Source organism: Burkholderia sp. 8Y (genome assembly GCF_902506145.1).
GTDB lineage: Bacteria > Pseudomonadota > Gammaproteobacteria > Burkholderiales > Burkholderiaceae > Caballeronia.
Genome location: NZ_LR733520.1, coordinates 2,200,869 through 2,227,351, shown reverse-complemented (window position 1 = coordinate 2,227,351; position 26,483 = coordinate 2,200,869). Strand labels below are relative to the sequence as shown.

Here is a 26,483-nt window from a genome sequence, read left to right as displayed (position 1 = left end):
CTACAATCCATTGCTCCACTGCTTCACTCCTCACAGTCCCACAATTCACATAGAAAGGAAGCTCGCAATCATGGAACATACGCTCCCGCCGCTGCCGTTCGACAAGAACGCGCTCGCTCCGCACATGTCGGAAGAAACGCTCGAGTTTCACTATGGCAAGCACCACCAGACCTATGTGACGAAGCTCAACGAGCTCATCAAGGGCACTGAATTCGAGAACATGCAGCTCGAAGAGATCGTGAAGAAATCGTCGGGCGGCGTGTTCAACAACGCGGCTCAGACGTGGAACCACACGTTCTTCTGGAACAGCCTGTCGCCGAACGGCGGCGGCGCTCCGGCCGGCGCGCTGGCCGACGCGATCAACGCGAAGTACGGCTCCTTCGACAAGTTCAAGGAAGAGTTCGCGAAGGTCGCCGTGGGCACGTTCGGCTCGGGCTGGACGTGGCTCGTGAAGAAGACCGACGGCTCGCTCGACATCGTGTCGACCAGCAACGCCGCGACGCCGCTGACCACCGACAGCAAGCCGCTCGTCACGCTGGACGTGTGGGAGCACGCTTACTACATCGACTACCGCAATGCGCGTCCGAAGTTCATCGAGGCATTCTGGAACATCGCGAACTGGGACTTTGCTTCGAAGAATTTCGGTGCTTAAGTCATAAGCCATGAGCCGATGGCGGGTTGTCGCTGGCGTGACAACCGGCTGTGCCGGACGGTAAGGTCCGGCGAGCGTTTCACAGATCAAGCCCTCCACGCGAGGGCTTTTTCTTTGGTCAGCGAATTCGGGGCACGCCATTGCCTCTATACGCCTCTATTAAAGTTTCGCGGCGACATTCCGTTATCTCATTGTCGGCATCCGTCGAAAGCGGCGGCCCGTGCTCACTTCGAAGACAACGCACTCGCCATGAAACTCGTATCGAAACTCTGCCTGTTTGCTCTGCCCCTGCTCGCCGCGTGCGGCGGCGGCAACGACGGCAAGACCTGCGTGTCCGACCTCAACAATCTGCAGAAGTCCTGCGTACCCACGACGTCGCACGCGGTCCCGGAAGGCATCTGGTACGGCTCGGTGAATTCGTCGCAGTCGATGGCGGCACAGACCATCGTGCTCGAAACGGGGCAGTACTACAGCATCTACACGCAGAGCGGCTCGTTCGTCTGGCTGATCGAGGGCATCATGACGGCCAACGATGGAGCTTTCGCCGATTCCGCGACGGTCGGCTTCCACAACCTCGGCGCCATTCGCGCCGGCACGCTGACGGGCAACTTCACGGCAAAGAGCGCGCTTGCCGCGACCACGAGTCTCTTCGTCAGCCCGGACACGACCGCCACCAGCTTCAACGGCAACTACAACGCCGCCTACGACACGCCGATCGCGTTGAGCGACGTCGCGCGTACGTGGACCAGCGGGTCGGGCAGCAATCCCATTTCGACGATCACGTTCTCCGCCGACGGCACGGTCAACGGCACGCAGAGCGCCTGCACGTTTACCGGCAGCATCAAGCCGCGCGCGACTGGCAAGCATCTGCTCGACGGCACGCTGAACTTCAGCGGCGCATTGTGCGGTCTCAACAACGTGTCGATGCCGGTGGAAGCGACGGTCGTGAATGGCGTGCTCACGGTTGTCGGCGTGACGCCGCAGCGCGATCAGGCGTTTTATCTGGCGGCGCAGTAGGGGTGGTTGGGGTGCATGGTGATGGCGCGGAGGCAGTGGGGAATGACGTTCGGCTGACACAGCATGGCCGCTGCGAGCGGCCCTGAGTTCGTCGGTGGGCTTTTTCAACGTTCAACCGAACCCGACGACTAGAATAAGCGCCTTTACCGCATCACCGCTTCACCATGAAACGCTTCGCTGCGCTCTGCGCCGCAGCCTGGTCGGCTGCCGCGCTGCTTTATTTCGGACGCCATTCGGCCTCGATCATCGTGCTATCGGGCGTGCTCGCGCTCGCTGCGTTCGATCTCCTGCGCCCTGAGTCGAACGTGGGCGCGTGACTACGCCCGTCACGAAGTATCGCGCGAGAAGAAGCCCGTACAGCAGCCAGACGGCCACCGTATAGCTCGCGCCGCGCGACGCGAACGCCATCACCGCGATCGCGAAGCTCGCAAGCATCAGCTCCACTCGCGGCGCGACCAGCGACAAGCGCGCGCCGGGCTGCTCCATCGCCGTGCCGAACAGAATGCCGACCGGAATCAGCGCAACGACGAGATGCACGGGTTCGAGCATCGGCGATGCGACGAGCATCGTCATCGTGGCGAGCGCGAAGTCGATGCGACGGTCCGCGTGCCGCCGCGCGACCAGCACCACGGCGAGCGTGCATACGACAAGCGCCGTCGCGATCCATACCGCGCCGAGCATCGGCTGCGATGCGCTCATGCCGGCGCTCTCCATCACCGTTTGCAGGCCGCCGCGCAGCGCGACGTTGATCGGCGCGCCGCCGAGCATGAGATTTTGCGTATTAAGCCGCGGCATGTCCGATACGACGTAGTGCCAGATCGTATGTAAGCCGAGCACCCACGCGGTGATCGCCGTGAACACGACCGATGTGATGAACGTGAAGACGGCAGTGCGCCATTCGCGTCGCAGAAGCAGAAGGCCCGCAATGGCGATCGGCGTCACCTTGAGCGCAATGGCCGCGCCGAGGAACACGCCCGCGAGCGCGCGGTTGCCGCGATCGACGAAGAAGAACGTCGCGGCGAGCAGGAAGAACAGCAGTTCGTTCGACTGGCCCCAGTAGACATCGTCGAAGAACGGGCGGCTCAGCAGCGCCAGCGCGACGATCAGCAGCACGGCGCCGCGATCCGTGCCGCAATCCGAGGCGCGATACGCAAGCTTCGCGACCATCGCGACGCCGAGCGCGAAAAGCGTCAACGATCCGCCGACCCACACCGCCTTGGCCGCGAGCGGCGAGAGCGCGCCAAGCGGCGAGAACAGCAACGCGAATTGCGGCGGATACGCGTAAAACACGTCCATGCCGACGTCGCGAGCCCCGATGGAGCGCATGAACGCGACGAGACCTGCGTGGTCGTAGAGCACCGTCGCATCGGCGGGGTGACGCAGCACGGTCGTGAACGCGTACAGGTAGTAGTTGAAGTCGCTGAACGCGTTCGCGGGATCGGCGCGGAACTGCGCATAGACGTGCGGCACGCGCGCCGCGATCATCGCCAGCGCGACGACGATCAGCGCCGTCGAAATCGCGCCCAGACTCGGCGCGGATTTGCCTGCGGCAGCGCGTGTGATCAGCATGACAGTTCCCCGTTTCAAACTCTTTTGATGAATATCGCGCGGCTCAAGCCGAGGCCGGAGCGGGCGCATAGAGCAGCAGCACGCTCGCGATCAACAGCGTCGCGCCGGCAAGCGTGCGTAGCGACATGCCCTCGCCGAGCATGACGCCGACGAGCATGATCTCGAGTATCGTCACCGCGACCATCAGCGGATACGCGACGCTCAATTCGACACGGCGCAATGCAAGCGCATACAGTACGAAGCCCGCGCCGTATGCGCCGATCGCGCCGAGCCGATACATGAGCGCGCGCGGCTCCATGCCGAAGACGAGCGCGGTCCCGGCCGCCGGCAGCGTGCCCGCGAGACGCAGCAGAAAACTCGCGAGCGCGCTGCACGTGCCGCTCAGAAGAAGCGTGAAATATGGCATGAAGCGCAGATGAGCTTAGACGCTAGATCGCCGCGACGACCGTGGCGATACATAGACAGATCACGAAGAGGCTCAGCCGGTTCCTGATCGCGTAGACGATCGGGTCGTCGTGCATCTCGCCGCGAAACGCGAGCATCCATACGCGGCTGACCCAATACAGCAAAAGCCCGAAGAGTATCCACAGCGCATGCGGGTGCCGATACAGCAGCCGCACATCCGACGAGTTCAGATACAGCGCAAGCACCAGCACGGCGACATAGCCCGAGGCCGTGCCGAACGAGCGCAGAATGCCTAGATCCTGCGTGACGTAGCCGCGCCCGGCCGCCGACACTTTTCCGTCGCGCAGGAGGGCGTCGAGTTCGGTGTAACGCTTGACCATCGCGAGGCTCAGAAAGATGAGCACCGAGAACATGATGAGCCAGTCCGACAGCAGGATATCGGCCGCCGCGCCGCCCGCCACGATGCGCGACGTATAAAGCGCGGCGAGCGTGAAGACATCCACCAGCATCAGGCGCTTGAGCTTGAACGAGTACGCCAGCGTCACGATGAAGTAGCCGCCGAGTACGAGCTGGAAGTTGGGCGCTAGTTGCGCGGCCAGCGCGGCGGATGCGATGAGCAGCGTCACGGTGAGCGCCATGCCGAAGGTCAGCGGCAGTTGCCCGGACGCGAACGGCCGGTTGCGCTTTTTCGCGTGACGACGGTCCGAGTCGAGATCGAGCATGTCGTTCAGCAGATACACCGCCGAGGCGCAGAAGCTGAACGAGAAGAACGCGAGCGTTTCGGCGAGCAGCAGCGCCGGATCGGTGAAACGGTGCGACGCGAGGAGCGGCACGAAAATCAGCAGGTTCTTCACCCACTGGTACACGCGCATCTCCTTGAGCGCGAGCGGAACGAGCGACCGCTTCTCCTCGAAGAAGACGATCGTCTTGTTCACCTTCTCCGCCGCCGCCGCGATGTGCCGGTTGCCGACGACGATCGCGTGCCGCGACTGCTTCCAGACGGGCACATCGGCGAGCGCGTTGCCGCAGTAATCGAATCCTTGCGCGCCGAATTCCTTCGTCAACGCGCCGGCCTTGTAACGGCCTGCGAGGTTGTGCGCGTGATCGCTCGCGAGCACGCCCTTGAAGATGCCGAAGTGCGTAGCGATCTGCTCCGCAAACCGTTTGTTCGACGCCGTGCACAGATAGAGCTCGCGTCCGGAGAGACGCTGCTCACGCAGATAGTCGACGAAACGCGCGTTATACGGCAGCACCGACACGTCGATGACGACGCGCTCTGCGATCTGCGCTTTCAGATACGCCTTGCCGCGCAACAGCCAGACGATGCAGCACAGCACATAGACCGGATTCTTCTTGACGAGCGCGAGGAACGATTCGACCAGCAGATCGGTGGCCGTCAGCGTGCCGTCGAGATCGACGCACAGCGGAACGCTAGCTTCAGCCATCATGTCCTCGTTGCATTCGTTCGTCGTGAGATTCCGGCGAGTCGCCGAACCGTCCCGCTCAAGAATAACGAGGGCTGTTTTTCCGGCTCTGTGCGTTAGAGCACTCCGCCGCGCCCCGATAGTTCGATACCGATCGCAACGGATCATTCGCCACTTGAACGCGGCGCCTGAAGCAAAAAAAAGCCTTCCGCGCGGAAGGCTTTCACGTTTCACACGCCAACCCGCGTTCAGCGATGCTTCGGCACGCTTTCCCAGTTGATATCGACGCAGAGCACCTGCAGCCCGTACGGCGTCTGCGCCGCGATCGATGCCGTCACGCACAAGTGCGCTTCGTTGATCGACAGATAGGGCGCCGTCAGATGCACGCGTCCCGGCGCACGCAGCGCCTCGATGAAATAAGGCCGGCGCTCCCAGCTCGCGCCTTCCGAATGCAGCAGCGGGCTGAAGCGTTTCGCGCGCTGCGACGTCCGCACGACGGGCACCACGTTGTCGCCGATCTGCCGTCCCGCGTGGTCCAGCAGAAAACAGCGCGCGGTATCGACGAGTTGCAGCAGTTCGCTCGTGGCGGCGGCGAGCGTTTCGCCTTCCATCAGCTTGACGGCGGCGCGTTCCAGTCCGCTCACGTACGGTTCGAGGCGCACGGCCTGGGCACGCTCGCGCGCCGCGACGCGTTCGCGCGATGCCGCCGAGAGCGCGTCCATCGTGCTCGCCGCGACTTCGCTATGCACGGCATCGACGCTCGGCTGTGCGAAGTACGCGCCCTGCACGAAGTCGACGTTGCACTCCAGCGCGATCAGCGCGTCGCGTTCGGTGGCGAGGCCGCCCATCAGCACCAGTTGGCCGGATTCGTGCAGCAGCGACACGAGCCGCGGCAGCACGCGTTCGATATGCGAATGCTCGGTCGCCTGCTGAAGAATGCAGCGGTCGAGCGAGACGATATCCGGCCGCAACTGCCACACGCGGTCGATGTTCGAATGCTTGACGCCGAAGCCGTCGAGCGCGATCAGAAAGCCCGACTTGCGCAGCGAATCGACGATTTCCGTGAAGCGCGTCGTCTCGCCGCCCGCCTGCTCGGGCACTTCGAGCACCACGCGCTGCGGCGGCAGGCCGATGTCCTTCAGCGCGGCGAGCAGCGCGTCGCCGTAGCTGGTGTCCATCAGCGCGGCGGGATGCAGGCTCAGGAAGAGCCATTCGTCGTGGCTGTCGAACGCGTTGAAGTTGCCCAGATGCAGCGATTCCGCGAGCCGGCCGAGTTCCAGCAGGTCGCCGCGCCGCGCCGCCTGCGTGAAGACTTCGTGCGACGGCACGTGAGCGTGCGCCGCGTCGCGGGCGCGCAGCGAGGCGTGATAGCCGATCGCCCGCCGATGCGACACCGAAAACACCGGCTGAAACACGCTGAACACGGTGTATTCGCCATACAGCACGGTGCGACGCGAGCCGTCGTCGCCGGCGACAGGGCGCGGCGGCTGAAAGCGGGGAGGGTCGAGGTCAACCATGCTCATGGCTTAAACGGGCGTCAATCGGCTTTGTGAGATAGCCGCAGTTTACAAGATCGGTGTGCGGTCGTTCGAGCAAGAAGCATGCGAATTCAGCGTCGACGCGGTTTTCCGAGCGGTGCGGGCGTATTTGTGTGCGTATTGCAGGTCGGCATGACATCGGGCGTCGCGTCACGGTGCCGCGCGCACCGCTCAGGTGCGGCGCACGTCCTGATGGTGAATCCCGCCGCTCAGTTCGCTTCCGACGGATCGGGCTTCTTGCGCGCGCCGCGCACTTCCGGCGCGAGCTGTGCGAAGATCCACGCGGTCGCCGCCGTGATGACGCCCACGCACAGGAACGTCGCGTGGAAAGCGGGCAGCGAATTCGTCTCGGTGACGCGCGGCAGGAGGCCGGTGAAGGTCGAGAGAATCGCGCCCGCGACCGTCACGCCGAGACTCATCGACAGCATCTGGACCAGCGAGAACAGGCTGTTGCCGCTGCTCGCGCCGCCCGTGCCGAGGTCCTTGAGCGTGAGCGTGTTCATCGCGGTGAACTGCATCGAGTTGACGGCGCCGAACGCGGCCAGTTGCGCAAGCCGCAGCCACAACGGCTGATGCGCGCTCACGAGCGCGAAACTCGCCATCATCAGGCCGACGAGCACGGTGTTCGTCACCAGCACGCGCCGATAGCCGACGCGCTCGATCAGCCGCGTGACGAGCCGCTTGCTCAGCATGCCGGCGGCGGCGACGGGCAGCATCATCATGCCGGCCTGGAACGCGGTGTAGCCGAGACTGACCTGGAGCAGCAGCGGAATCAGATACGGCATCGCGCCGCTGCCGATACGCGCGAACAGGTTGCCGAGCAGGCCGACGCTGAACGTGTGAATCTTGAAGAGATCGAGCGAAAAGATAGGCTGCGCGGCGCGCGTTGCGTGCAGCCCGTAGGCGACGAAGCAGCCGACGCTCAGTATCAGCAGCACGAGCACGATGGCGTGCTGAAGACCGAGATCGGCGAGACCGTCCAGCGAGATGGTAAGCGCCACCATGCCGACCGCGAGCAGCAGATACCCCGCGAGGTCGAAGCGCGCGGTCGCGGGATTGCGGCTGTCGGGCATGTACAGATTCGTCGCGATGCAGCCGATCACGCCGACCGGCACGTTGATCAGGAAGATCCAGTGCCACGACGCGATCTGCACGAGCCAGCCGCCGAGCGTCGGACCGATGAGCGGGCCAATCAGCCCCGGAATCGCGACGAACGCCAGCGCCGAAAGATAGCGTTCCGCCGGAAACACGCGCAGCACGGCGAGCCGGCCGACTGGCAGCAGCATCGCGCCGCCCACGCCTTGCACCACGCGAAACGCGACCAGCCCGGTGAGCGACTGCGCCTTCGCGCACAACAGCGAGCCGATGGTGAAAATCAGAATCGCGCTGAAGAACACGCGCCGCGTGCCGAGCTTGTCCGCGAGCCAGCCGGAGACGGGAATCATCATCGCCATCGTGAGTGAGTAGGCGATCACCACGCCCTGCATCCGCAGCGGCGCTTCGCCGAGGCTTCGCGCCATCGCGGGCAGCGCCGTGTTGACGATCGTCGAGTCGAGCGTCTGCATGAAGAAGCCCGTCGCGACGAGCCACAGCATGATGGAGAGCGATCGGTCGGTCGGCTGGACGGTGGCGGTGTCGGTCATGGCGGGCGACGTCGTTATTTGCGCAGTTCCGCGACGAAGTCGTAGTAGTCGTTGCGGCAGTAGGTATCGGTCAGCTCGATCGCGCGCTGATCCGCCGTGTAGCCCACGCGCGTGATGAGCAGAAGCGCGTCGTGCGGCGCAATGCTCATCTGTTCAGCAATCTCCGGGCTCGCATTGACGGCGCGAAAGTGCTGAAGCGCCCGGACGATGGAGAGGCCGCGCGTGTCGAGATAGCTGTACAGCGAATCGCCGATGGCAAGCGGATCGGGAATCAGCGCGGCGGGAAACGTGGAGTTCTCGACGGCCATCACGGTGTCGTCGGCAAGACGCAGGCGCTTCAGGCGCGCGACGGTGGCCGCGGGCGAGAGGCCGAGCTGAATCACTTCTTCGCGATTGGCGGGCTCGATGGTGCGCGAAAGCCACTTCGAGCTCGGCTGAAAACCGCGCCGGCGCAGCATTTCCGAAAAGCTGGACAGACGCGAGAGCGGGTCTTCATAGCGTGGCCGGATGAAGCTGCCCGCGCCCTGTTCGCGTCGAATGAGCCCTTGCTCGACCAGAAGCGCAATCGCCTTCCTCGACGTGATCCGCGACACGCCCAGCGCTTCGGACAGCACGCGCTCCGAGGGCAGGGCTTCGCCCGCGTTCCAGCGGTTGTCGTGAATGGCGTTGGCGAGTTTGCGGGCGAGTTGAAGATAGAGCGGAGTGTCGCTGTCCGGGTCCGGGCGCAGGTCGCGCCAGCGGTCTTCCGTGGTCGAGTTCATAAATCGGACGCTGTGGGGCCAAGCGGCGATTTTAAGACAAAGAGCAGGCGGAATTTCCGGCGTTTGCCTGCTCTTTCAGCGAAGAGCACCGGACTTTGTCCCTTCACGCCGTTGCCGGCCCGCCCACGCCGCGCCCGGCGCGCATGTAGAGCGCCACCGACAACGCCACCGCCGATGCCGCCGCGACCGCCGCGAACAGAAAGACGGAGCCGTAGCCGAACTCACCCGCGATATAGCCTGCGAGCGGCCCGGTCAGGCCGAGCGACAGATCGAGGAAGACCGAGTAAGCCGAGAGCGCCGCGCCACGGCTCGCGGGCGGCACGAGTCCGACCGCTTCCACGCCGAGCGCCGGAAACACGAGCGCGAAGCCGCATCCGGTCAACGCCGCGCCCGCCAGCGCGAAGGTCGGCTCGGCGGAGAGCCACAGCATCAGCAAGCCCGCGCATTCCAGCGCGAACGAGACGATGGCCACGCGAAAGCCGCCGTAGACCTTGATGGTGTTGGCGAACAGGAGGCGCGCGCCGACGAACGTCGTGCCGAACACCGTCAGCGAAAGCGCCGCGTTCGGCCAGTGGTGCGCGGCATAGAAAAGCGTGATGAAGGTGGCGATCGACCCAAAGCCCGCCGATCCCAGCGCGAGCCCGAGGCCATGCGGCAGCACGCGGAAGAACACGCTGCGATACGACATGCGCTCGCCGTGAACGATAGGCACGCTCGCCATGCGCGTCGCGAGCCAGTAGCCGAGGACGCCGAGCGCGATCACGATGAAGCCGAGCGACGCGAATCCGAGCGAATGGTCGAGGGCGACGCCGAGCGGCGCGCCGATCGCGAGCGCGCCGTAGGTCGCGATGCCGTTCCACGAAATCACCTTCGCGTTGTGCGCGACGCCCACGCGCCCGATGCCCCACGTGATCGAACCCGTGCCGACCCAGCTTTCGCCGAAGCCGAGCACGAGCCGCGCGATCACGAGCAGCACGAGGCTCACCGCGTGCCATTGGGCGGCGAGCGCCGAGCACAGCAGCAGCACGCCGCTCGCGGCGCACGCGGCCAGCCCGTACAGCACCGTCTTCTTCGGACCGAGCGTGTCGGCGGTGCGGCCCGCGAGCGGCCGCGACATCAGCGTGGCGAAGTACTGGATGCTGATCGCCGCGCCCGCCATCACCGAGCCGTAGCCGAGATCCGTATGCACGAAGCCCGGCAGCACCGCGAGCGGAATGCCGATCGTCAGGTAGCAGAGGAACGTGTACAGCACGACCGACACGATCCGGAGAGTGACGGCGAAATCGCCTTGCGGCGCGGCGGCGGTGCGGGGCTGGGTGGACATAGGGAAAATGCGGACTTGAATTCGACGCGAAGGCGTGATTCTCCCATATGTTGCGGCGCAGCGTCGCACCGGTTTTGTAACCAGATGGACCAAAACGGCGGAGCGCACGGTCGTGCAGCACCGCTCGGAGCCTTGTCGCACATGGCTCCGGCGACTTATCGCGGTGCGAATATGTCGCTCATGCAATGTCCGCTATGGGTTGCGCATTTTGGCGGTGATAGCTTTCGAACCATCGAGGCGGTCGGACTATTCTGAAAAAAAGCCCGGCACGAACCTCTCCGCCACCGGCTGCGCACCCCGCGCAACCAGCAAGAAGCCATGAAGCCCCGCGAGACAATCGTCATGACCCAGCCGATCCGCTTTTATCACCGCAACGCGATCCGCGAAGTGAGCGGCGCGTCGCCCACGCGCACCGTCCTTCAATATCTGCGTGAAGACGCGCGCTGCACCGGCACGAAAGAAGGCTGCGCCGAAGGCGATTGCGGCGCGTGCACGGTCGTCGTCGGCGAGCCGGACGGGGCGGGCGGCGTCGCGTTCAAGGCGGTCAACGCGTGCGTGCAATTCCTGCCGACGCTCGATGGCCGCGCGCTTTTCACCGTCGAAGACCTGCGCCAGCCCGACGGCTCGCTGCATCCGGTGCAGCAGGCGCTCGTCGATTGCCACGGATCGCAATGCGGCTTCTGCACGCCGGGCTTCGCCATGTCGATGTTCGCGCTCTACGAAAAGCACGGTCATGCGACCACGGGATGCGCGCACCGCACGACGCCCTTGCGCGAAGAGATCAGCAACGCGCTGACCGGCAACCTGTGCCGCTGCACGGGCTACCGGCCGATCATCGACGCCGCCGAACGCATGTTCGATCAGGCGCCGCTCGCGCCCGTCGATGTTCAGGCGCTCGCGCGCACGCTCGACACGCTCCAGCGCGACGACACCTTCCACTACGAGCACGCCGGCCGCCAGTTCGACGCGCCGCGCACCGTCGAGGCGCTCGCGAAGCTGAAGGCCGAGAAGCCCGGCGCGCGCATTCTCGCGGGTAGCACGGATGTCGGCTTGTGGGTGACGAAGCAATTGCGCGATATCGGCGACATTGTCTATGTCGGGCAGATCGATGCGTTCAAGCGCGTCGAGACGACGCACGAGTGGATCGAGATGGGCGCGGGCGTGAGCGTCGAGCGCGCGTATGCCGAACTCGTGAAAACCTATCCGGAGCTGGAAGAGATGTGGCAGCGGTTCGCGTCGCTGCCGATCCGCAACGCGGGCACGCTCGGCGGCAACGTGGCGAACGGCTCGCCCATCGGCGACTCGATGCCCGGCTTGATCGCGCTGAACGCCCGTGTGGTGCTGGCGAGCATCGACGGCACCCGCGAGATGCCGCTCGAAGACCTGTACCTCGCGTATCAGAAGAAGGACATGGCCGAGCACGAAGTCGTCGCGGCGGTACGCGTGCCGACGCGCACGGGCAAGCGCGCGAATCTGCGCTTTCGCACTTACAAGCTCTCGAAGCGTTTCGATTCCGACATTTCGGCGGTGTGTGCCGCGTTCGCATTTATCGCGGAGGGCGACGTGATCCGCGAGCCGCGCATCGCGTTCGGCGGCATGGCCGCGACGCCCAAGCGCGCCGCACGCGCCGAAGCCGCGCTCGCCGACGCGCAGTGGCACGAAGCCACGGCGCAGGCCGCGATGCGCGCGCTCGGCGAGGACTACGCGCCGCTCACCGACATGCGCGCGAGCAGCGGCTACCGGCTGGAGACGGCCAAGAGCCTGCTGTACCGCTTCTGGCTGGAGACGCGCCCGCACAATCCGCTGGCGAAATCCAGACTGGATGTGCGCGCGATCGAACTCGTCGAAGCGAAATAAGAAGCGGAATAAGGACAGAACGAACATGAACCAGCAAGCCGAAGCCTTTCTCGCCGACGCCCAGTCCCTCGTCAACGACGCCGACGCGTTCAAGCAGGTCCACGTCTCGCGGCCGCATGAATCCGCGCATCTGCACGTGAGCGGCCGCGCGAGTTACACCGACGACATTCCGCCCGTCGCGGGCACGCTGCACGCCGCGCTCGGGCTGAGTCCGAAGGCGCACGCGAAAATCGTGTCGATGAAACTCGACGCCGTGCGCGCGACGCCGGGCGTGGTCGCCGTCTTCACCGCCGACGACATTCCCGGCGTGAACGACTGTGGCCCGATCATCCACGACGATCCGATCCTCGCGCCGGGCGTCGTGCAGTACGTCGGCCAGCCGATGTTCATCGTGGTCGCGACGTCGCACGACACGGCGCGGCTCGCGGCGCGCCGCGCATCGATCGAATTCGAAGACCTGCCCGCCGTCCTCACCGCGGAGGACGCGCGTCGCGCCGAATCGTACGTGCTCAATCCGCTGAAGCTCGCTCGCGGCGATGCGGAAGGCGCGATGTCGAAGGCCGCGCATCACGAACGCGGCGCGATGAAGCTCGGCGGTCAGGAGCAGTTCTATCTGGAAGGCCAGATTGCGTACGCGGTGCCGAAGGATGACGACGGCATGCACGTCTACTGCTCGACGCAGCACCCGACCGAAATGCAGCATCTCGTCGCGCATGTGCTCGGCGTGCATTCGCATAACGTGCTCGTCGAGTGCCGGCGCATGGGCGGCGGCTTTGGCGGCAAGGAATCGCAGTCGGGCATTTTCGCGTGCTGCGCGTCGCTCGCCGCGTGGAAGCTCTTGTGTCCGGTGAAGCTGCGCCCCGACCGCGACGATGACATGATGATCACCGGCAAGCGCCACGACTTCGTGTACGACTTCGAAGTCGGTTATGACGACGAAGGCGTGATCGATGGGGTCGCCGTCGACATGACTTCGCGCTGCGGCTTCTCGGCCGATCTCTCGGGGCCGGTGATGACGCGCGCCGTCTGCCACTTCGACAACGCGTACTGGCTGCCGAACGTCGCGATCGAAGGCTATTGCGGCAAGACCAACACCCAGTCGAACACCGCGTTTCGCGGCTTCGGCGGGCCGCAGGGCGCGTTCGCGATCGAGTACATCATGGACAACATCGCGCGTTCCGTGGGCCGCGATCCGCTCGATGTCCGCATCGCGAATCTGTACGGCAAGACCGAAAACAACCGCACGCCGTATGGACAGACGGTCGAGGACAACGTGCTGCACGAGCTCATCGGAGAGCTGGCCGCGACGAGCGACTATCGCCGCCGCCGCGACGCCGTGCGCGAGTTCAACGCGAACAACGAGATTCTGAAGAAGGGCCTCGCGCTCACGCCGGTGAAGTTCGGCATTGCGTTCAATGTGACGCACTTCAATCAGGCCGGCGCGCTCGTCCATATCTATACCGATGGCTCGATTCTCGTGAACCACGGCGGCACCGAAATGGGCCAGGGCTTGAATACGAAGGTGGCGCAGGTCGTGGCGCATGAGCTTGGCATCGACTTCGGGCGCGTGCGCGTGACCGCGACGGACACGAGCAAGGTGGCGAATACGTCGGCGACGGCGGCATCGACTGGAACGGATCTCAACGGCAAGGCCGCGCAGGACGCCGCGCGTCAATTGCGCGAGCGGCTCGCGACGTTCGCGGCGGAGAAGTTCGGCGGCGGCGCGGTGACGGCGGCGAGCGTGCGCTTCGCGAACGACTGCGTGATCGTCGGCGAGGATGCGATTCCGTTCGGCGAAGTGGTCGCGAAGGCGTATCTCGCCCGCGTGCAGCTGTGGTCCGACGGCTTCTACGCGACGCCCAGGCTCTACTGGGATCAGGCGACGATGCAGGGCCGTCCGTTCTTCTATTACTCGTACGGCGCGGCGGTCTCCGAAGTGGTGATCGACACGCTCACCGGCGAGATGCGCGTGCTGCGCGCGGACGCGCTGCATGATGTCGGCGCGTCGCTGAATCCGGCGCTCGATATCGGGCAAGTGGAAGGCGCGTTCGTGCAGGGCATGGGCTGGCTCACGACCGAAGAACTGTGGTGGAACAAGGACGGCAAGCTGATGACGCACGCGCCGTCCACCTACAAGATTCCGACGGTCAACGACATGCCCGCCGATTTCCGCGTGTCGCTTTTCAAGAATCGCAACGCGGAAGACAGCATTCATCGCTCGAAGGCGGTGGGCGAGCCGCCGCTTCTGCTGCCGTTCTCCGTCTTCTTCGCGATCCGCGATGCGGTGTCGGCCGTCGGCGATCACAAGGTGAATCCGCCCTTGAACGCGCCCGCGACGGCCGAGGAGATTCTGCGAGCAGTCAATGCGGTGAGGAGCGCGCGGTCATGATGCACATCGTCGTGTTCGGCGGGGGCCATGTGGGCCACGCGCTCGTGAAGGTGCTGGGCACGCTGCCGTGCGTCGTCCAGTGGGTCGATGCGCGCGACGAGCTCTTTCCCGACGAAGTGCCCGCGAACGTGCAGATCGAAGCGACCGATCTGCCGGACGCGATCGTCGATGAGGCGCCCGCCGGGGCGTACTTCATCGTGATGACGCACGATCATTCGCTCGACTTCGCGCTCACGCAGCGCATCATGCGGCGCGACGACTTCGCGTATTTCGGGCTGATCGGCTCGAAGACGAAGCGCGTGAAGTTCGAGCGGCGACTGGTGGAGCGGGGCTTGGCCGCGGAGCGGCTCGTCGAGATGACGTGCCCGATCGGCGTCGAGGGGATCGTGGACAAGGCGCCGGCGTCGATCGCGCTGGCGGTGGCGGCGCAGGTGTTGCGGGTGCGGGAGGGGCGAGGGCGGTTGAGCGCGTCTGTGCCGGCGGCGAAACGCGCGATGGCGTGAAAAAGGCGGAATGCCCGGCAAGGCAAAAGGGCAGTGAAGCGCCTTCAAGCACACCTCACGCCCCCAACCCCCGCTCCGTCCGAAACCGTCCCGGCGCGACGCCATACACTTCCTTGAACCGCTTGCTGAACGCCGCTTCCGACTGATAACCGACGTCCGCCGCGACATCCGCGATGCTTTTCTTCGTGTGCGTGAGCATCGTGCTCGCGAGTTGCATGCGGACGTGGCCCAACAGCGCGAGCGGCGAAGTCTCCGAATGCGCCGAGAACGCGCGCATGAACGTGGCGCGCGACATCGCCGCTTCCTTCGCGAGCATGTCGAGCGTCCACGGTTCGGCGGGGCGTTCGAGCATCGCGATCACCGATGCCCCCAGCCGCCGGTTCGCCAGCAGCCCGAGCACGCCCGAGAGCGACGGCTGCTCGCCGAGCCATGCGCGCAGCACCATCGTGAAAAGCGCGGTCGAAAGCGCCGCGACGATCGACGGCGCGCCGAGTTGCGCTTCCTCCGCTTCACGACGCATCGCCGCGACGAGCGGGCCGAGATACGGCGCGGACGCGCGGGTGAACGACACATGCACGGCGTCCGGCAATACGTCGATCAAGAGCGCGCGCGGCGCATACGTGAAGCGTCCGCACAGCAGATCAACCGCCGGCTGCGCTTCGCCGCAATTGCTGCGTATCGTGACCGCGCCGTTGTCTCGCGCTTGCATTGCGACAGCGCGCGCATCGCCATCGGCCACGTGAAGCACGTGCGCGTCGCCGCGCGGCAGCAGCAGGATATCGCCCGCTGTCAGTTCGACCGCCGCGTGGCCTTCGCGCGATACGGTGCACGCGCCATCCAGCACGACGTGATACGCGGCCTCGTCAGCGGGCGCGGGCGCGTGATCCAGTTCCAGCGGACCGCGCAAAAGACAACGTAAATCGAGCGCGCCGGAAAGCTGCGCAAGCTGAATCAGGCGGTCGAGAGCGTCCATGTCGTCGTGAAGGCGTTATTTCGCGACGGCCGCGGCGAAGTCATCCACCGATGCCGTCTTCCTGCCGGTCAGCGAGTCCGACACGCGCGACATCAGCGCGCACAGCCACGCGACATCGGTCGATTGGTCGGACTGCGGCTGCGACAGCCGATAGCACTTGATGCGCGGAAACGGCACCGGCGAATCCAGCACGGCGAGCGGCAGCATCGCGGCATAGTGCTGCGCGAAACGGCGCGGCGCGGTGAAGATCAGGTCGGACTGCAAGAGCACCTGCGGCACGAGGCCAAAATACGGAATCGTCGTGACAATTCTCCGGCGAACGCCCGCGCGCGCGAGTCCAATATCGATCGGATGACGCTTCGCGCCGCTGTACGGCGTCGGCGCGAGATGCGCGGCGAGCGCGTAGCGTTCCACCGTCAGCGGCTCGCGCGCGAGCGGATGATTCGCGCGCATCAGGCAGACGAACACGTCGGAAAACAGATCCTGCCGCTCGAAGCGCGGCTCGGGCTTCGTCCAGTTCGCGACCATCAGATCGATTTCGCCTTCGTCGAGCGCGCGCTCGTGATCGCGCATCGGGTTCAGCGATTCGATTTCGAGGCGCGCATGGGGCGCGGCGTCGCGAAACGCGGCGACGAGCGTCGGCATGAAGAAATCGTTCAGATAGTCCGGCGCGGCGAGCCGGAACGTGCGGCGGGAACTGGCGGCGTCGAAATCGCCGTGTGGCGTCGCGACGAATTCGACCTCGCGCAGCGCGCGCTGCGCGGGCGCGAGCAGCGTCTCGCCGTATTCGGTCGGCACCATGCCCTGCTTGCCGCGCACGAGAATCGGATCGTTCAGGATCTCGCGCAGGCGGCGCAGCGCCGTGCTGATGGCCGGCTGCGTCTGGTTCAGGCGCTGCGCGGTCTGCGTGACGCTGCGCTCCAGAAGCAGCGTGCGCAGGACGCGGATGAGCCAGATATCGAGGGAATCGGCGGGTTCGTTCATGGGCTTTGCGTGGGACCGGAGGCCGAAGCGCCGCATCCGATGCAGCGGGCAACGGTCAGACAGACGGCGCGGGCGGCGCGAGCGCCATCGGCGCGCACCGCCCGCAACCGAAGTTAAACCCGTTCCGGTTTTTGACGCCATAGCGCATGCCCTATGCGCGGCATAGGCGGGCGTGGCGGGGCGTGGTTGGCCGCAGCGCCGTCTGAATCAGCCGCCGATTTCCGCCGTGTCGCCGGGATCGGCGTCCGGGCGCGCCATCGGCAGCGCGCTGATGCGCTTGACCTCGCCCGCTTCCAGCCAGTTCGGCGAGCGCGCGACGTACAGCACCATCGGCAGCGTGTCTTCGCCCCAGAAAATCTGGTCGTTGACCACGAAAGTCGGCACGCCGAACACGCCCATCGCGACGGCGCGGTCGTTGTTGTCGCGCAGCTTCGCCTTCACGTCCTCGTCGTCGATGCGCGATTCCGCGTCCGGCATGCCCACGTACTCGCACAGCGCGCGAAAGCCTTCGGGCGTCGACGGATCGCGTCCTTCGCGCCAGATGAAGCGAAAAATGTCGCGCACGCGGGTGATATCGCTGTCCGCGAGCACGGCGAGCCGCAGCGCCTTCGCCGGATCGAACGGATGCGCGGGCGGCATCCGAAACGGAATGCCGAGCTGCTCCGCGCGAAAGAGCGCGTGGCGATACGTGAACACGCGCTTGGACGGAATGGTGGCCGCGTGCGGCTGCTTCCAGCGGTCGAGCAGCTTGAGCAGTTGCACGGGCACGAACTCGAACGGCATGTCAGGCCACTTCTCATGCTGCTCGAGCAGCAGATACGAGAACGGCGAGATGAAATCGAAGAAAAAGTACGGACGACCGTCGGCGGTCGAATGCGGGGCACTCATATCGTTTCTCCTTGCTTTTGGCGCGCTCGCGCTGGCCTCGTCGTTCGTGTAGTTTCATTTCGCTTGCTGCTGCGGCCGCTCGCTTTCGCTGCTTGCCGCGTCTGGCCGGCTCGTGGCCGGCGTCGCGCGCTGGCTTCGCGTCCTGCATCCGGTGCGGCGAACGAGCGCCGCGCGTCTTTCAACCGCTTATCGCGATCGAATCATTCGATATTACGTGCTGCGCTGCGCCGTGTCTGCACGCGACGCGCCCGGACGGCCGGAAGGCGCTTGCCCGCTCGTTCCGCCCTCGGCCGCGAGCCGCTCGCGCACGAAACCGATGTGCTCGCGCAACACGTAGAACTGGTCCGCGAACGCGAGCGGCATCTTCATCCGGTTGACCGCCGATTCGATCGAGTCGATGCGGTCGAGCAGGGCGTCGCGCTGCGCGGTGTCGGGGCCGGTGATCGCTTCCCGTTCGATCGCAATCAGCGCGCCATACCAGCGATAGATGCGCGACTTCACGCGCCAGCGGTACAGCCCCGGCACGAGCCGCAGCGCCGGAATCAGCACGACGACGAGCGGCACGAGCACGACGAGCACGCGATCGGCGAGACTCGCGATCCAGAACGGCAGCACACGATACAGAAAACTCTTGCCGGACTTGTAATAACGCTCGGCGTTGTCGCTGATGCGGAATTCGTGGGCGAGCGGCGCGGGGAATTCGTTCGACCGCTGCAACAGATTCGCGCGGCTGTGGACTTCGCGCGCGGCCTCGATCAGCAGGTCCGACAGCGCGGGATGCAGGCTGTCGCGCGCAACTAGTTCAGCGGTCGGCGCGAGCATGTGGACCGGGCGCGGCGGCAGGTTGTTGGCGAGATCGAACGCGCCCATCGGCAATTCGATTTCGGTGAGATAGGGAAAGCGCCGCGCGTAGGCGTCGGCTTGCGCGAAGTCCATGAAGCGCACGCCCGGCGTGCGCAGCAGCTTCGCCATCGTCGGCGGCTGCGCGGAATCGCCGGTCAGGAACGCGGCGTCGATCTGGCCGTCTTCGAGCGCCTTGGCCGCGGCATCGCCCGAAAGCGGCATGAGCGAGGTATCGCCGCCCGGCTCGATGCCATTCGCCTTCAGGAGCGTCAGCGCGAGCGCGCGAGTGCCGCTGCCTTCCGCGCCGATGGCGAGCCGCTTGCCCTTGAATTCCGACAGCCGCGAAACCGCCGCCCCGCGATAGAACACGGCGAGCGGCACATACGCGACGCTGCCGAGCGATTCGAGGTCGTCGTGCACCGCGCCCGGCGGCAGCATGCCGCCCTGCACGAAACCGACATCGACGCCCGAATCCGGCTTTTCCAGCCGCGTGAGGTTGTCGAGCGAGCCTTGCGTCTCGAGCACGTTCAGCGTGACGCGGTTGCGCGCAAGGATCGCCTTGTACTTTTGCGCGCTGTTCCAGAACGAGCTCCCCTTCGGCCCCGCCGCGATGGTGAGCGTGTTCGGCGGCGCGGGTTGAATGAGCCGGATCGCGAGATAAAGCGCGGCGATCGCGACGGCGAGAATCGGGCCGAAGGTCAGCGCGAGGTCGCGCCACGACACCGCGACGAAACGCGCGACGATCTTCGGTTGCGGCTTGCGTCGCGGGCGTTCCTTGGGGGCGTTGTCGTCTGATCGGGTCATCTCGATGCTACCTGTCAACTTCGTGGCCGAAAGCTTACCCGAACGCGCGACCCGGACGCCTCGCGCGTGGGTGTCGTCGCGTCGGCGGCGGCGACTGCGCGATCCGTGTGACACGCGTATGTAGACGGTTTCAGGCGCTTTGCGTCGTTTAAATGCTTTGCGCTAATGGCCGCGGTGGGCTAAATTGACGTTCGCCGCCGCATGGCAAGGACTTCCGTCCGGAAACCCGTTATTTGGGCCGGGCGGACACGCGCCGAAGCCTCGGACGCCGTGAACGCGCCGTGCGGCAGGACAACACATAGACGAGCCGACGGGTTTTTTCCGCCCGATCAACGGCCGAATTCGTTTCTTCGCCAGCCTCTCGCAGCATTGCATGACAGCATCCGCGGCACGTTCGCCGCCGGCTCGTCGGCCCCATCGGGCTGCGCGCCGCGCGGCCACGGGCATGCGCGATGCCGTACGCCTTGGGCTGGACGACTGTCCGGTTGAAGTGCAAACGAGCGAAGCAGCAACTGTGCGAAGTCAACAAGCGAAACAAAAGGAGAAACCATGAAAGTTGTCGATATGTTGAAGGCGCTGGGCGTCGTGGTGTGCGTGGCGGTCGCATCGAGCGCCTATGCCCAGTCGAGCGATGCGGCGGCGACCACCAGCACCGAATCCGCCGCGCCGAGCAAGGCGCAGAAGTCGTCGACCAAGAAGACGGATCGCAAGCTCGGCTACGCCGTGCGCCGCGCGCTGTCGAAGGCACAGGGCTTCGATGTGTCGAACGTGTACGTCCGCGCACGCGGCGGCGCGGTGACGCTGACCGGCACGGTGCCGGAAGGCGCGCAGATCGCTCAGGCCGAAGAAGTGGCGAAGGGCGTCTCGGGCGTGCAGTCGGTATCGAACAAGCTGACGCTGAGCCCGCAGAACGGCGGGAAGTAAGCGGGGGGCCTCAGCCGGTTCTGGCGAGGCACCGAACGGGCTCCGGCTTTGGCCGGGGCCCGTTTTTGTTTGGCGAAACGGGGCGCTTTGGGCGGGTGGGGCGTGGCGGGCTGGACGTCGTGCTGGACGGCGAGGCGGGTGAACGGGCTTGGGCGCTGGCCGGAGCCCGCTTTTGTTTAGGCGAATCGGGCGCGCTTCTGGCGGTGGATCCGTCGCGCTGGACGACGCATCGCCGGCTGCATTCACAGCAGATGCCGATGCGTCTTTCGCGATCCTTCATCGACCCTTCGCCGCACCGGCGCGCTACGCGATAGCCCAGTGCGAAGCCGATCTCGGCAAAACGTCGCGCGAACCGGCAAACGATCAGTGCGTCAGCGCCGAGGCCGCAACCGGCGCGGATGCCGTGACGCCATTGGCGGCGGCCTGCGCCTCCTCCTTCACGGCGGCCGCCGCGTCCGGCGTCTGGATCGCGGTCGCGGCGGCGGCGGGCGCCTGCACGACGATCGGCGTCGGCGTCAGCTCGGGCGAACTGACAATCAGCGACGGTGCGAGCGGCTTGCTCGCGACCTCATCGGATGCAATCGGCGAACTGCGCGGCACCGTCGACAGATAGTGGCCCATCAGGCCGAAAAAGCGGTCATAGAACTTGCCGGCCGGCACGGTCTCGCTGGAGATTTTGACCATCGCGTCGCTGTTCGAGCGGATCGGCAGCGAAAGCGAGCCGAGCACGCTCAGGCCGACGCTCGCGGACGTATCGCTCTTTTTCAGCGCGTAGCCGTCCTGCACCGCGTTCACGTAGGCGATGCTCTGGTTGGCCGCGTTCTCGCCGGGCGTGCAGACGACGTGGAACGACACGACGACGTGCGTCTCGGCGGACGGCTGGAAATTCTTCGTGGCGTCGACGCTGTCGGCCTGGGCCATCGTCGTCAGGAAGCCTTGCGACAGCAACGCGCGGCGCGCGGCCTCGCAGGTTTCCTTCACGGTGGCGTCGAAGTTATGCGCGTAGGGGCTCACGCCGGTGCTGAAGAGTTCCTGCTGATAGCTGGGCGTGATGGCGGTGCGGCCACCGCAGGCGGCAAGCGCGAAAAAAACGAGTGAAACGAAAGGGAGGCGCAACGACGACGGGATAGGCATGGCAGGCGGCAAAGGCAAAATGTGTGACAAGCAGACACAAATTGTAGTGCGGTCTGAGCCTCCGATGAAAAAGCGGATTCTGAAAACGTCGAAAAATCCGAGGCTTACAGTGAGATGACCGGTCGAAAGGCGCTTGTCGCCAGTCTTGCGGAACGCACGCGCGAACGCGAAAAAGCCCGGCGCGGAGCCGGGCTTGGCCTGGAGCGACTATCGTTTACGGTCGATTGAAATCGACCGGGCTGACGCCGCCGGCCGAGCGATTAGCACGGCCGGACGCCGACGCGCCGTCGGCCGCGCCGCCGAAGGAACTCGCCGCGACGCCTTGCTCGGCATTGACGCGAGCCTCGGCGGCCTGGATGTTGGCGGGATACGTCGTCTGATCGCTGGCGGGGCGGTAGCCAGCGCGCTCGAGCTGGACCAGTTGCGCTTTCACTTCGGCGCGCGTCAGGGGGCCATTTTCGCTGGCGTTGGCGAATGCCGGAGCGGCAACGGCAGAAGCGATGACGATGGCGGGAACGATCGACTTGAACATGATTGACCTCCACATTTCGATTGAGCGGGACGTCGCAGGAACCCTGAGAGGCACTGCTTCGTCGTTGAAAAGAAGTGTAGGTCTGCTGGTTCTAGGTGGAAACCCTTATTCGGCCAAGTCAGTTTTGACGGCTCGACATTAATCGGCTCAATCGGATCGCACGATTCGATCCGTGAGCGTGGAACGGCCCGGCGAGACCAGCGTGCGTGGGAGCCTATTCTTCGCATCAAACCGCGTGCCGCCGGAACATTTTTTCTTGGATCGCGCGTAGTATCGTCGGTGAATGTGCGGACTTCCGGCGTCTAACGTCTGAGAAGAATTGGTCGGACGTGCTTAGTAGTACACATTGAACGGCAGCCGAATCCGATCATGCCCGGCCCTCGATCACCGCATCCTCGGCAATGGAACTTCGCCTATGACGACGCTTGCTTTCACCCCGCAATGCCACGACGAACGCCGCCCACGCACATTGACGCACGACCGCATCGCGCCGTTCCTCCAGCGCAATAGGCGCGTCGGCGCCCGTGGCGTCACTTCGCTGCCTTTGCGCGCGGTCATCAGCGACGCCGTGCCGAACACGCACGCCGAGACGATGAAGCGTCCTCTGATCGGGCCAACGCCATGAACTTTCCCATCGATCCGACAGCACCGGCGAGCGCGACCGTCGAGGCGGCGCCCGCGCGTGCGCCGTTCTCGCGCGTCGATCCGCTTGCCGGGACGCTCCCGCGCGTGCTTTTTTTCCTGACCGTGCTGTACGGCGGAGCGTTGTTCTGGATCGCGCAGCGTCCGCCGCTCGCCGATTTGCCACAGCACGCGGCTCAGGTCATGTTGCTGCGTGATCTGCTGGATCATGCGTCCCCGTGGCAAGGCCTCGTGCAGGCAAATCTGCTCACGCCGTATCTCGTGGGCTACGGCCTCGCGTTGCCGCTCACGTATCTGATGCCGGTCGCCGCCGCGCTCAAGTGCGTGATGATGCTCGCGTACTTCGGGTTCGTTGCATCGTGCGTCGGCTTTCGGCGGCATCTGCATGGCGATCCCCGGCTCGACTGGCTTTTCGTGCCGGGGTGCTTCGGCTTCGCGTTCCAATGGGGCTTCTATACCTTTCTCGTCGCGGCGCCGCTCGGCGTTTTGTTCATCTGGCTCACGCACGGGTACGCGACGGCGCTGTCCGTGAAGAAGGGCGTGGCGATCGCGGTGGCAGGCGCGGTGCTCTTCTTCTGCCACGGGCTCGTGTTTTTGTTCGCGTGCGCGGTAGGCGTCGGCTTCGTGCTCTCCAAGGTCAGGCCGCTCGCGCGCAGCGTGACGGCGCTCGCGCCCTTCGTGCCGCTCGGCCTGCTGTGCATTGCCTTTGTCTTGCACAGCCGCGCGACCGATCCGCTGCTCGGGCAGGCGGTGCCCGACATCGTCGGCTTCAAGTGGGGCTGGAATCTGCATCGCGTGCTCTCGCTGCCGGTCTACGTCTGGGGCATGAGCAAGGGCGCGGCCGTTTATCTGCCGCTCGTCGGGTTGATGTGCGCCGCGCCCTGGCTGTGGCGCGACAGGATCAACCCGGACCGCGCCGCTGTCGTGCCGATGCTCGCAGTCACGGTGGTCTGGTTCGTCGTGCCCGATGCGGCGCTCAAGACCGGCTTTCTATTTCACCGTTTCGCGCTGTTTCTGCTGCCCGCCTATGCGCTAATGTTCTGCGGGCCGCAAGCGTCCGCGAGCGGCGTGCGGGCAGCGTCGTCGGGTTCGGTTCGGGACGTGCTGCGCGGCGTCGGCGTACAGGTCGCGATCATCGCGGGATGCTGGATTTTTCTCGCGGACCAGACCGCTCGCCTGCATCGCTTCGCCGCTGAGAATGCGCCGCTCGCGAAGCTGCTCGCGCGAACGGAGCCGGGTCAACGGGCGCTGAACCTCGTGTTCGATCGCGAGAGCCCCGCGTACGGCAGCCCGACCGCGTACATGCATCAGGCGCTGTGGTATCAGGCGGAGAAGCACGGCTTCGTCGATTTCAACTTCGCGACGTTCGTGCCGCAGATCGTGCGCTTCAGGCCGGGGATGCTGCCGCTGCAAGCTCCGGCGCTCGACGGCGATCCGCGTCGCTTCGACTGGACGAAGGACAACGCGCGTCAGTATCGATATTTCTTCGTGCACAAGGCCGAGCCCATGCCGGCGAATTTCTTCGCCAACAAGGAGTGCGATGTGGTTCTGGTGACGCAAGAGGGGGAGTGGTCGCTTTACGAGCGGCGGAGTTGTCGGTGACGGCGCGCCGGATTCGCGTGATTTTCGTCGCACGGCGTTCTTGTGGTCCGTCGTGCGCGACGCGTTCTGGAGAACTCGGTTGGGATCGCGAGCGCTGCGAAATGCTTTGGGGCTCGTGCGTTCGTTGCAATCACAAGAGCCACCGTGCGAGCAGGCGCAAACGCGGCAGCGGTCAGCCGGATCGTCCTGAAGCGCGATAGCAGCGCGATCCGGCGTCGCGTCTAGTCCCTCGGATGCGCGAGAAAAAAGCGCAGCATTTCGGCGCTCGCATCCGGCCCGCTCGGGTCCGTGTAGGTGCCGCGCGAACTGCCGCCGGACCAGGCGTGCGGCGCGCCGTGCAGCGTCCAGAGTTCGGCGGGCACGCCATCGCGCGATTCGAACTGCTGGACCGTGTGCTGGCGAGTGCCCGCCACGCTGCCCGCAATCTGATGCGCCGGACCGCTCGCCGTCATACCGTCGACGAGTCTGCGCGCGTTGGCGTAATTCACGGTGGCGTCCGCATCGCCGTGAAAGACGATCAGCGGGCAACGCACCGCGCCCGGCGACGCGCCTTTACCGTCGCCGCCGCGCATGAGCGCGAGCGCGGACGGAAGGTCGTGCGCGCGACCGGCAGGCAGACCGGAATGAACGCCCGCCGCCGCGTACAGGTCGGGGTAGCGTTGCGCCATGATCGCCGCCATCGCCCCGCCGGCCGACAATCCCGCGACGTAGACGCGTTTCGCATCCACATGGTGAGTGGCCATGATCTCGCGCGTGATGCCGGCGATGAGCGACGGCTCGCCTGCATCGCGCTCCTGGTCCGACGGCTTGAACCAGTTCCAGCATTTCGATGCATTCGCGCTTTGCGGCTGAACCGGATACGCGACGATGCATTGCTGGCTTTCGGCGAGCGCGTTCATTTGCGTGCCGGCGGCGAAATCGTCGGCGTTCTGCGTGCAGCCGTGAAGCATCACGACGAGCGGCATCGGCTCATTGCGATAACCGCTCGGCACGTACAGTTTGTACTCGCGCTGACCGGCGGCATTCGCGTAGCGGCGCGTGCTGAAGTGCCCGCGATCTTCGACATCGGCTTGAGGCGCGGTGCGCGGGGCGCGAGCGGGCGCCTTGAAGAGCTCGGTGAGGCTGGAGAAACCCGTGTCGCGGGAATCGTCCGCAGCGGGCTGCGCGTGAGTAGGGTCGCCGCGCATCGCGCGCTTGACGACGTCGGTGGCAGCGTCGCTGCTGCCGTTCTGAAAGAGTTGAAAAGCCTCTTTCATCGAGTCGAGAAAACCTTCGTTCAGTTTCATGTCTTTTCCGATTTCAAATCCGGACCGGCGGTGCCGGCATTAGCGGATCCGATCTGCAAGCGCCGCCTTGACGGCTGGCGATGCGTGAAGGGCACCCCGAATCAGAATGGATTCGATGGTGGCGAGTGCGAGTTCAGGAGAGACGTCCGCGGCGATGCTGGCGAGGCCCAGCACCTGAATCTTCAGCCGCTCATTGGCCGCGCGCACCGCTTCCAGGTCCTGCCTGGAGAAGTACTGAAGCCCGAGCACGAGCGAGCGGCGGGTCGCCGTTTCCTTGACGACGGACGCATGCACCGCAAGCTGATTGCGGATAGCCGTGCGGATCAGGTCGGTCCGGTTCGAATAAAAGCCTTCTTCCACGAGCAGATCGATCTGGCCTAAATCGACCGGACCGAGGTTGATCGTAATCTTTTCGGTGTCGCCGCCTTTGGAGCGGGCGTCTGAGGGTTGTAGAGCCATGGGAGTCGTTGTTTTCCATCCTTTCGCCATCTATATGGATGGTTATAGGCTGGTTTCAAGGGGAGGTCAATGCTGAATTGCTGGTTGCCGGGTTGGGAGCGGGTTCAATGCTGGGCGAAGACGGGCACGCGGGTGCATAGAGGTTCGAGTCGGCGTTCTCGCCCTGCCGCGGCCTTCGGTGCGTCGCGGGCTCGGGCTGGGTCGGTTGGGAGTGGGTTTTATGGGCCGATAAGACAGGTAGGCGCGTGCGTAGCATGTTCGACGCAATACGATTCTGCGTCCGTCAGCATCGCGCGCTGTTACGGCCGTCTCGCCGAGCCGCGACCTTTG

21 protein-coding genes and 1 pseudogene are annotated in these 26,483 nt (G+C 65.3%); 7 read left to right on the top strand and 15 right to left on the bottom strand.

Annotated elements, in window-relative coordinates; genetic code table 11:
- Window positions 1-70 precede the first annotated feature (70 nt).
- Window positions 71-652: a superoxide dismutase gene (locus GV035_RS20965; RefSeq protein WP_159836867.1), complete on the top strand. Its 582-nt coding sequence runs from the start codon at window positions 71-73 to the stop codon at window positions 650-652.
- A 249-nt stretch (window positions 653-901) separates the two neighbouring features.
- A complete protein-coding gene (locus GV035_RS20960) occupies window positions 902-1,669 on the top strand; it encodes a hypothetical protein (protein WP_159836866.1) in 768 nt (255 codons plus the stop codon).
- Between the two features lie 243 nt (window positions 1,670-1,912).
- On the opposite strand, the gene GV035_RS20955 is transcribed toward GV035_RS20960, so the two are convergent.
- The 7 genes from GV035_RS20955 to GV035_RS20925 all read right to left on the bottom strand — a co-directional run bounded on the left by GV035_RS20955 (window position 1,913) and on the right by GV035_RS20925 (window position 10,333).
- The gene (locus GV035_RS20955; RefSeq protein WP_236572678.1) at window positions 1,913-3,238 is read right to left on the bottom strand and encodes a glycosyltransferase family 87 protein; all 1,326 of its coding nucleotides are present in this window, start codon (window positions 3,236-3,238) and stop codon (window positions 1,913-1,915) included.
- Between the two features lie 43 nt (window positions 3,239-3,281).
- Window positions 3,282-3,644: an SMR family transporter gene (locus GV035_RS20950; RefSeq protein ID WP_159836865.1), complete on the bottom strand. Its 363-nt coding sequence runs from the start codon at window positions 3,642-3,644 to the stop codon at window positions 3,282-3,284.
- Between the two features lie 22 nt (window positions 3,645-3,666).
- A complete protein-coding gene (locus GV035_RS20945; RefSeq protein ID WP_159836864.1) occupies window positions 3,667-5,088 on the bottom strand; it encodes a UbiA family prenyltransferase in 1,422 nt (473 codons plus the stop codon).
- Between the two features lie 227 nt (window positions 5,089-5,315).
- Window positions 5,316-6,590: an EAL domain-containing protein gene (locus tag GV035_RS20940; protein WP_159836863.1), complete on the bottom strand. Its 1,275-nt coding sequence runs from the start codon at window positions 6,588-6,590 to the stop codon at window positions 5,316-5,318.
- A 224-nt stretch (window positions 6,591-6,814) separates the two neighbouring features.
- Window positions 6,815-8,248: a multidrug transporter subunit MdtD gene (mdtD, locus tag GV035_RS20935; RefSeq protein WP_159836862.1), complete on the bottom strand. Its 1,434-nt coding sequence runs from the start codon at window positions 8,246-8,248 to the stop codon at window positions 6,815-6,817.
- A gap of 14 nt (window positions 8,249-8,262) precedes the next feature.
- Window positions 8,263-9,009, bottom strand: coding sequence for a GntR family transcriptional regulator (locus GV035_RS20930; RefSeq protein ID WP_159836861.1), 747 nt, complete (start codon window positions 9,007-9,009; stop codon window positions 8,263-8,265).
- Between the two features lie 103 nt (window positions 9,010-9,112).
- Window positions 9,113-10,333, bottom strand: a complete 1,221-nt coding sequence (locus tag GV035_RS20925) for an MFS transporter (protein ID WP_159836860.1) — start codon at window positions 10,331-10,333, stop codon at window positions 9,113-9,115.
- A gap of 342 nt (window positions 10,334-10,675) precedes the next feature.
- Between GV035_RS20925 and xdhA the strand changes: the two genes are divergently transcribed.
- The 3 genes and pseudogenes from xdhA to xdhC all read left to right on the top strand — a co-directional run.
- Window positions 10,676-12,190, top strand: coding sequence for a xanthine dehydrogenase small subunit (xdhA, locus tag GV035_RS20920; RefSeq protein ID WP_159836859.1), 1,515 nt, complete (start codon window positions 10,676-10,678; stop codon window positions 12,188-12,190).
- A 25-nt stretch (window positions 12,191-12,215) separates the two neighbouring features.
- On the top strand, window positions 12,216-14,579 hold the full coding sequence (gene xdhB, locus GV035_RS20915) for a xanthine dehydrogenase molybdopterin binding subunit (RefSeq protein WP_159836858.1): 2,364 nt from the start codon (window positions 12,216-12,218) through the stop codon (window positions 14,577-14,579).
- Window positions 14,567-15,082, top strand: a pseudogene (xdhC, locus tag GV035_RS20910) (xanthine dehydrogenase accessory protein XdhC); the annotation flags it as partial. The gene xdhB and the pseudogene xdhC, both read left to right, overlap by 13 nt.
- Window positions 15,083-15,137: 55 nt before the next feature.
- Here xdhC and GV035_RS20905 read toward each other — a convergent pair.
- From GV035_RS20905 to GV035_RS20890, 4 genes are all read right to left on the bottom strand, one after another.
- Window positions 15,138-16,055: an AraC family transcriptional regulator gene (locus tag GV035_RS20905; protein WP_159836857.1), complete on the bottom strand. Its 918-nt coding sequence runs from the start codon at window positions 16,053-16,055 to the stop codon at window positions 15,138-15,140.
- Window positions 16,056-16,070: 15 nt separating this feature from the next.
- Window positions 16,071-17,039, bottom strand: a complete 969-nt coding sequence (locus tag GV035_RS20900; protein WP_159836856.1) for a LysR family transcriptional regulator — start codon at window positions 17,037-17,039, stop codon at window positions 16,071-16,073.
- Window positions 17,040-17,246: 207 nt separating this feature from the next.
- On the bottom strand, window positions 17,247-17,927 hold the full coding sequence (locus tag GV035_RS20895; RefSeq protein WP_159836855.1) for a 2-hydroxychromene-2-carboxylate isomerase: 681 nt from the start codon (window positions 17,925-17,927) through the stop codon (window positions 17,247-17,249).
- Window positions 17,928-18,137: 210 nt separating this feature from the next.
- Window positions 18,138-19,574, bottom strand: a complete 1,437-nt coding sequence (locus GV035_RS20890; protein ID WP_159836854.1) for a TAXI family TRAP transporter solute-binding subunit — start codon at window positions 19,572-19,574, stop codon at window positions 18,138-18,140.
- 549 nt (window positions 19,575-20,123) lie between these two features.
- On the opposite strand from GV035_RS20890, the gene GV035_RS20885 reads away from it, so the two are divergent.
- Window positions 20,124-20,498: a BON domain-containing protein gene (locus GV035_RS20885; protein WP_159836853.1), complete on the top strand. Its 375-nt coding sequence runs from the start codon at window positions 20,124-20,126 to the stop codon at window positions 20,496-20,498.
- A gap of 363 nt (window positions 20,499-20,861) precedes the next feature.
- Here GV035_RS20885 and GV035_RS20880 read toward each other — a convergent pair whose 3' ends face one another.
- Both GV035_RS20880 and GV035_RS20875 read right to left on the bottom strand, forming a co-directional pair.
- Window positions 20,862-21,632, bottom strand: a complete 771-nt coding sequence (locus GV035_RS20880; RefSeq protein WP_159836852.1) for a DUF2242 domain-containing protein — start codon at window positions 21,630-21,632, stop codon at window positions 20,862-20,864.
- A gap of 214 nt (window positions 21,633-21,846) precedes the next feature.
- The gene (locus GV035_RS20875) at window positions 21,847-22,164 is read right to left on the bottom strand and encodes a DUF4148 domain-containing protein (protein WP_159836851.1); all 318 of its coding nucleotides are present in this window, start codon (window positions 22,162-22,164) and stop codon (window positions 21,847-21,849) included.
- 621 nt (window positions 22,165-22,785) lie between these two features.
- Between GV035_RS20875 and GV035_RS20865 the strand changes: the two genes are divergently transcribed.
- Window positions 22,786-24,408, top strand: a complete 1,623-nt coding sequence (locus GV035_RS20865; protein WP_159836849.1) for a hypothetical protein — start codon at window positions 22,786-22,788, stop codon at window positions 24,406-24,408.
- 221 nt (window positions 24,409-24,629) lie between these two features.
- Here GV035_RS20865 and GV035_RS20860 read toward each other — a convergent pair whose 3' ends face one another.
- Both GV035_RS20860 and GV035_RS20855 read right to left on the bottom strand, forming a co-directional pair.
- Window positions 24,630-25,694 carry an extracellular catalytic domain type 1 short-chain-length polyhydroxyalkanoate depolymerase gene (locus tag GV035_RS20860; RefSeq protein ID WP_159836848.1) on the bottom strand — a complete coding sequence of 355 codons (1,065 nt, stop codon included), beginning with the start codon at window positions 25,692-25,694 and terminating at the stop codon, window positions 24,630-24,632.
- 39 nt (window positions 25,695-25,733) lie between these two features.
- Window positions 25,734-26,183, bottom strand: a complete 450-nt coding sequence (locus GV035_RS20855) for a CopG family transcriptional regulator (RefSeq protein WP_442859580.1) — start codon at window positions 26,181-26,183, stop codon at window positions 25,734-25,736.
- Window positions 26,184-26,483 lie beyond the last annotated feature (300 nt).

Coding starts and splice junctions, on each gene's coding strand:
- mdtD (WP_159836862.1), bottom strand. CDS start 8,248: ATGACCGACACCGCCACCGTCCAGCCGACCGACCGATCGCTCTCCATC.
- GV035_RS20865 (WP_159836849.1), top strand. CDS start 22,786: ATGAACTTTCCCATCGATCCGACAGCACCGGCGAGCGCGACCGTCGAG.
- GV035_RS20895 (WP_159836855.1), bottom strand. CDS start 17,927: ATGAGTGCCCCGCATTCGACCGCCGACGGTCGTCCGTACTTTTTCTTC.
- GV035_RS20945 (WP_159836864.1), bottom strand. CDS start 5,088: ATGGCTGAAGCTAGCGTTCCGCTGTGCGTCGATCTCGACGGCACGCTG.
- GV035_RS20955 (WP_236572678.1), bottom strand. CDS start 3,238: ATGCTGATCACACGCGCTGCCGCAGGCAAATCCGCGCCGAGTCTGGGC.
- xdhA (WP_159836859.1), top strand. CDS start 10,676: ATGACCCAGCCGATCCGCTTTTATCACCGCAACGCGATCCGCGAAGTG.
- GV035_RS20880 (WP_159836852.1), bottom strand. CDS start 21,632: ATGCCTATCCCGTCGTCGTTGCGCCTCCCTTTCGTTTCACTCGTTTTT.
- GV035_RS20930 (WP_159836861.1), bottom strand. CDS start 9,009: ATGAACTCGACCACGGAAGACCGCTGGCGCGACCTGCGCCCGGACCCG.
- GV035_RS20860 (WP_159836848.1), bottom strand. CDS start 25,694: ATGAAACTGAACGAAGGTTTTCTCGACTCGATGAAAGAGGCTTTTCAA.
- GV035_RS20960 (WP_159836866.1), top strand. CDS start 902: ATGAAACTCGTATCGAAACTCTGCCTGTTTGCTCTGCCCCTGCTCGCC.
- GV035_RS20855 (WP_442859580.1), bottom strand. CDS start 26,183: ATGGCGAAAGGATGGAAAACAACGACTCCCATGGCTCTACAACCCTCA.
- GV035_RS20965 (WP_159836867.1), top strand. CDS start 71: ATGGAACATACGCTCCCGCCGCTGCCGTTCGACAAGAACGCGCTCGCT.
- GV035_RS20905 (WP_159836857.1), bottom strand. CDS start 16,055: ATGGACGCTCTCGACCGCCTGATTCAGCTTGCGCAGCTTTCCGGCGCG.
- GV035_RS20950 (WP_159836865.1), bottom strand. CDS start 3,644: ATGCCATATTTCACGCTTCTTCTGAGCGGCACGTGCAGCGCGCTCGCG.
- GV035_RS20925 (WP_159836860.1), bottom strand. CDS start 10,333: ATGTCCACCCAGCCCCGCACCGCCGCCGCGCCGCAAGGCGATTTCGCC.
- GV035_RS20900 (WP_159836856.1), bottom strand. CDS start 17,039: ATGAACGAACCCGCCGATTCCCTCGATATCTGGCTCATCCGCGTCCTG.
- GV035_RS20885 (WP_159836853.1), top strand. CDS start 20,124: ATGAAAGTTGTCGATATGTTGAAGGCGCTGGGCGTCGTGGTGTGCGTG.
- xdhB (WP_159836858.1), top strand. CDS start 12,216: ATGAACCAGCAAGCCGAAGCCTTTCTCGCCGACGCCCAGTCCCTCGTC.
- GV035_RS20875 (WP_159836851.1), bottom strand. CDS start 22,164: ATGTTCAAGTCGATCGTTCCCGCCATCGTCATCGCTTCTGCCGTTGCC.
- GV035_RS20940 (WP_159836863.1), bottom strand. CDS start 6,590: ATGAGCATGGTTGACCTCGACCCTCCCCGCTTTCAGCCGCCGCGCCCT.
- GV035_RS20890 (WP_159836854.1), bottom strand. CDS start 19,574: ATGACCCGATCAGACGACAACGCCCCCAAGGAACGCCCGCGACGCAAG.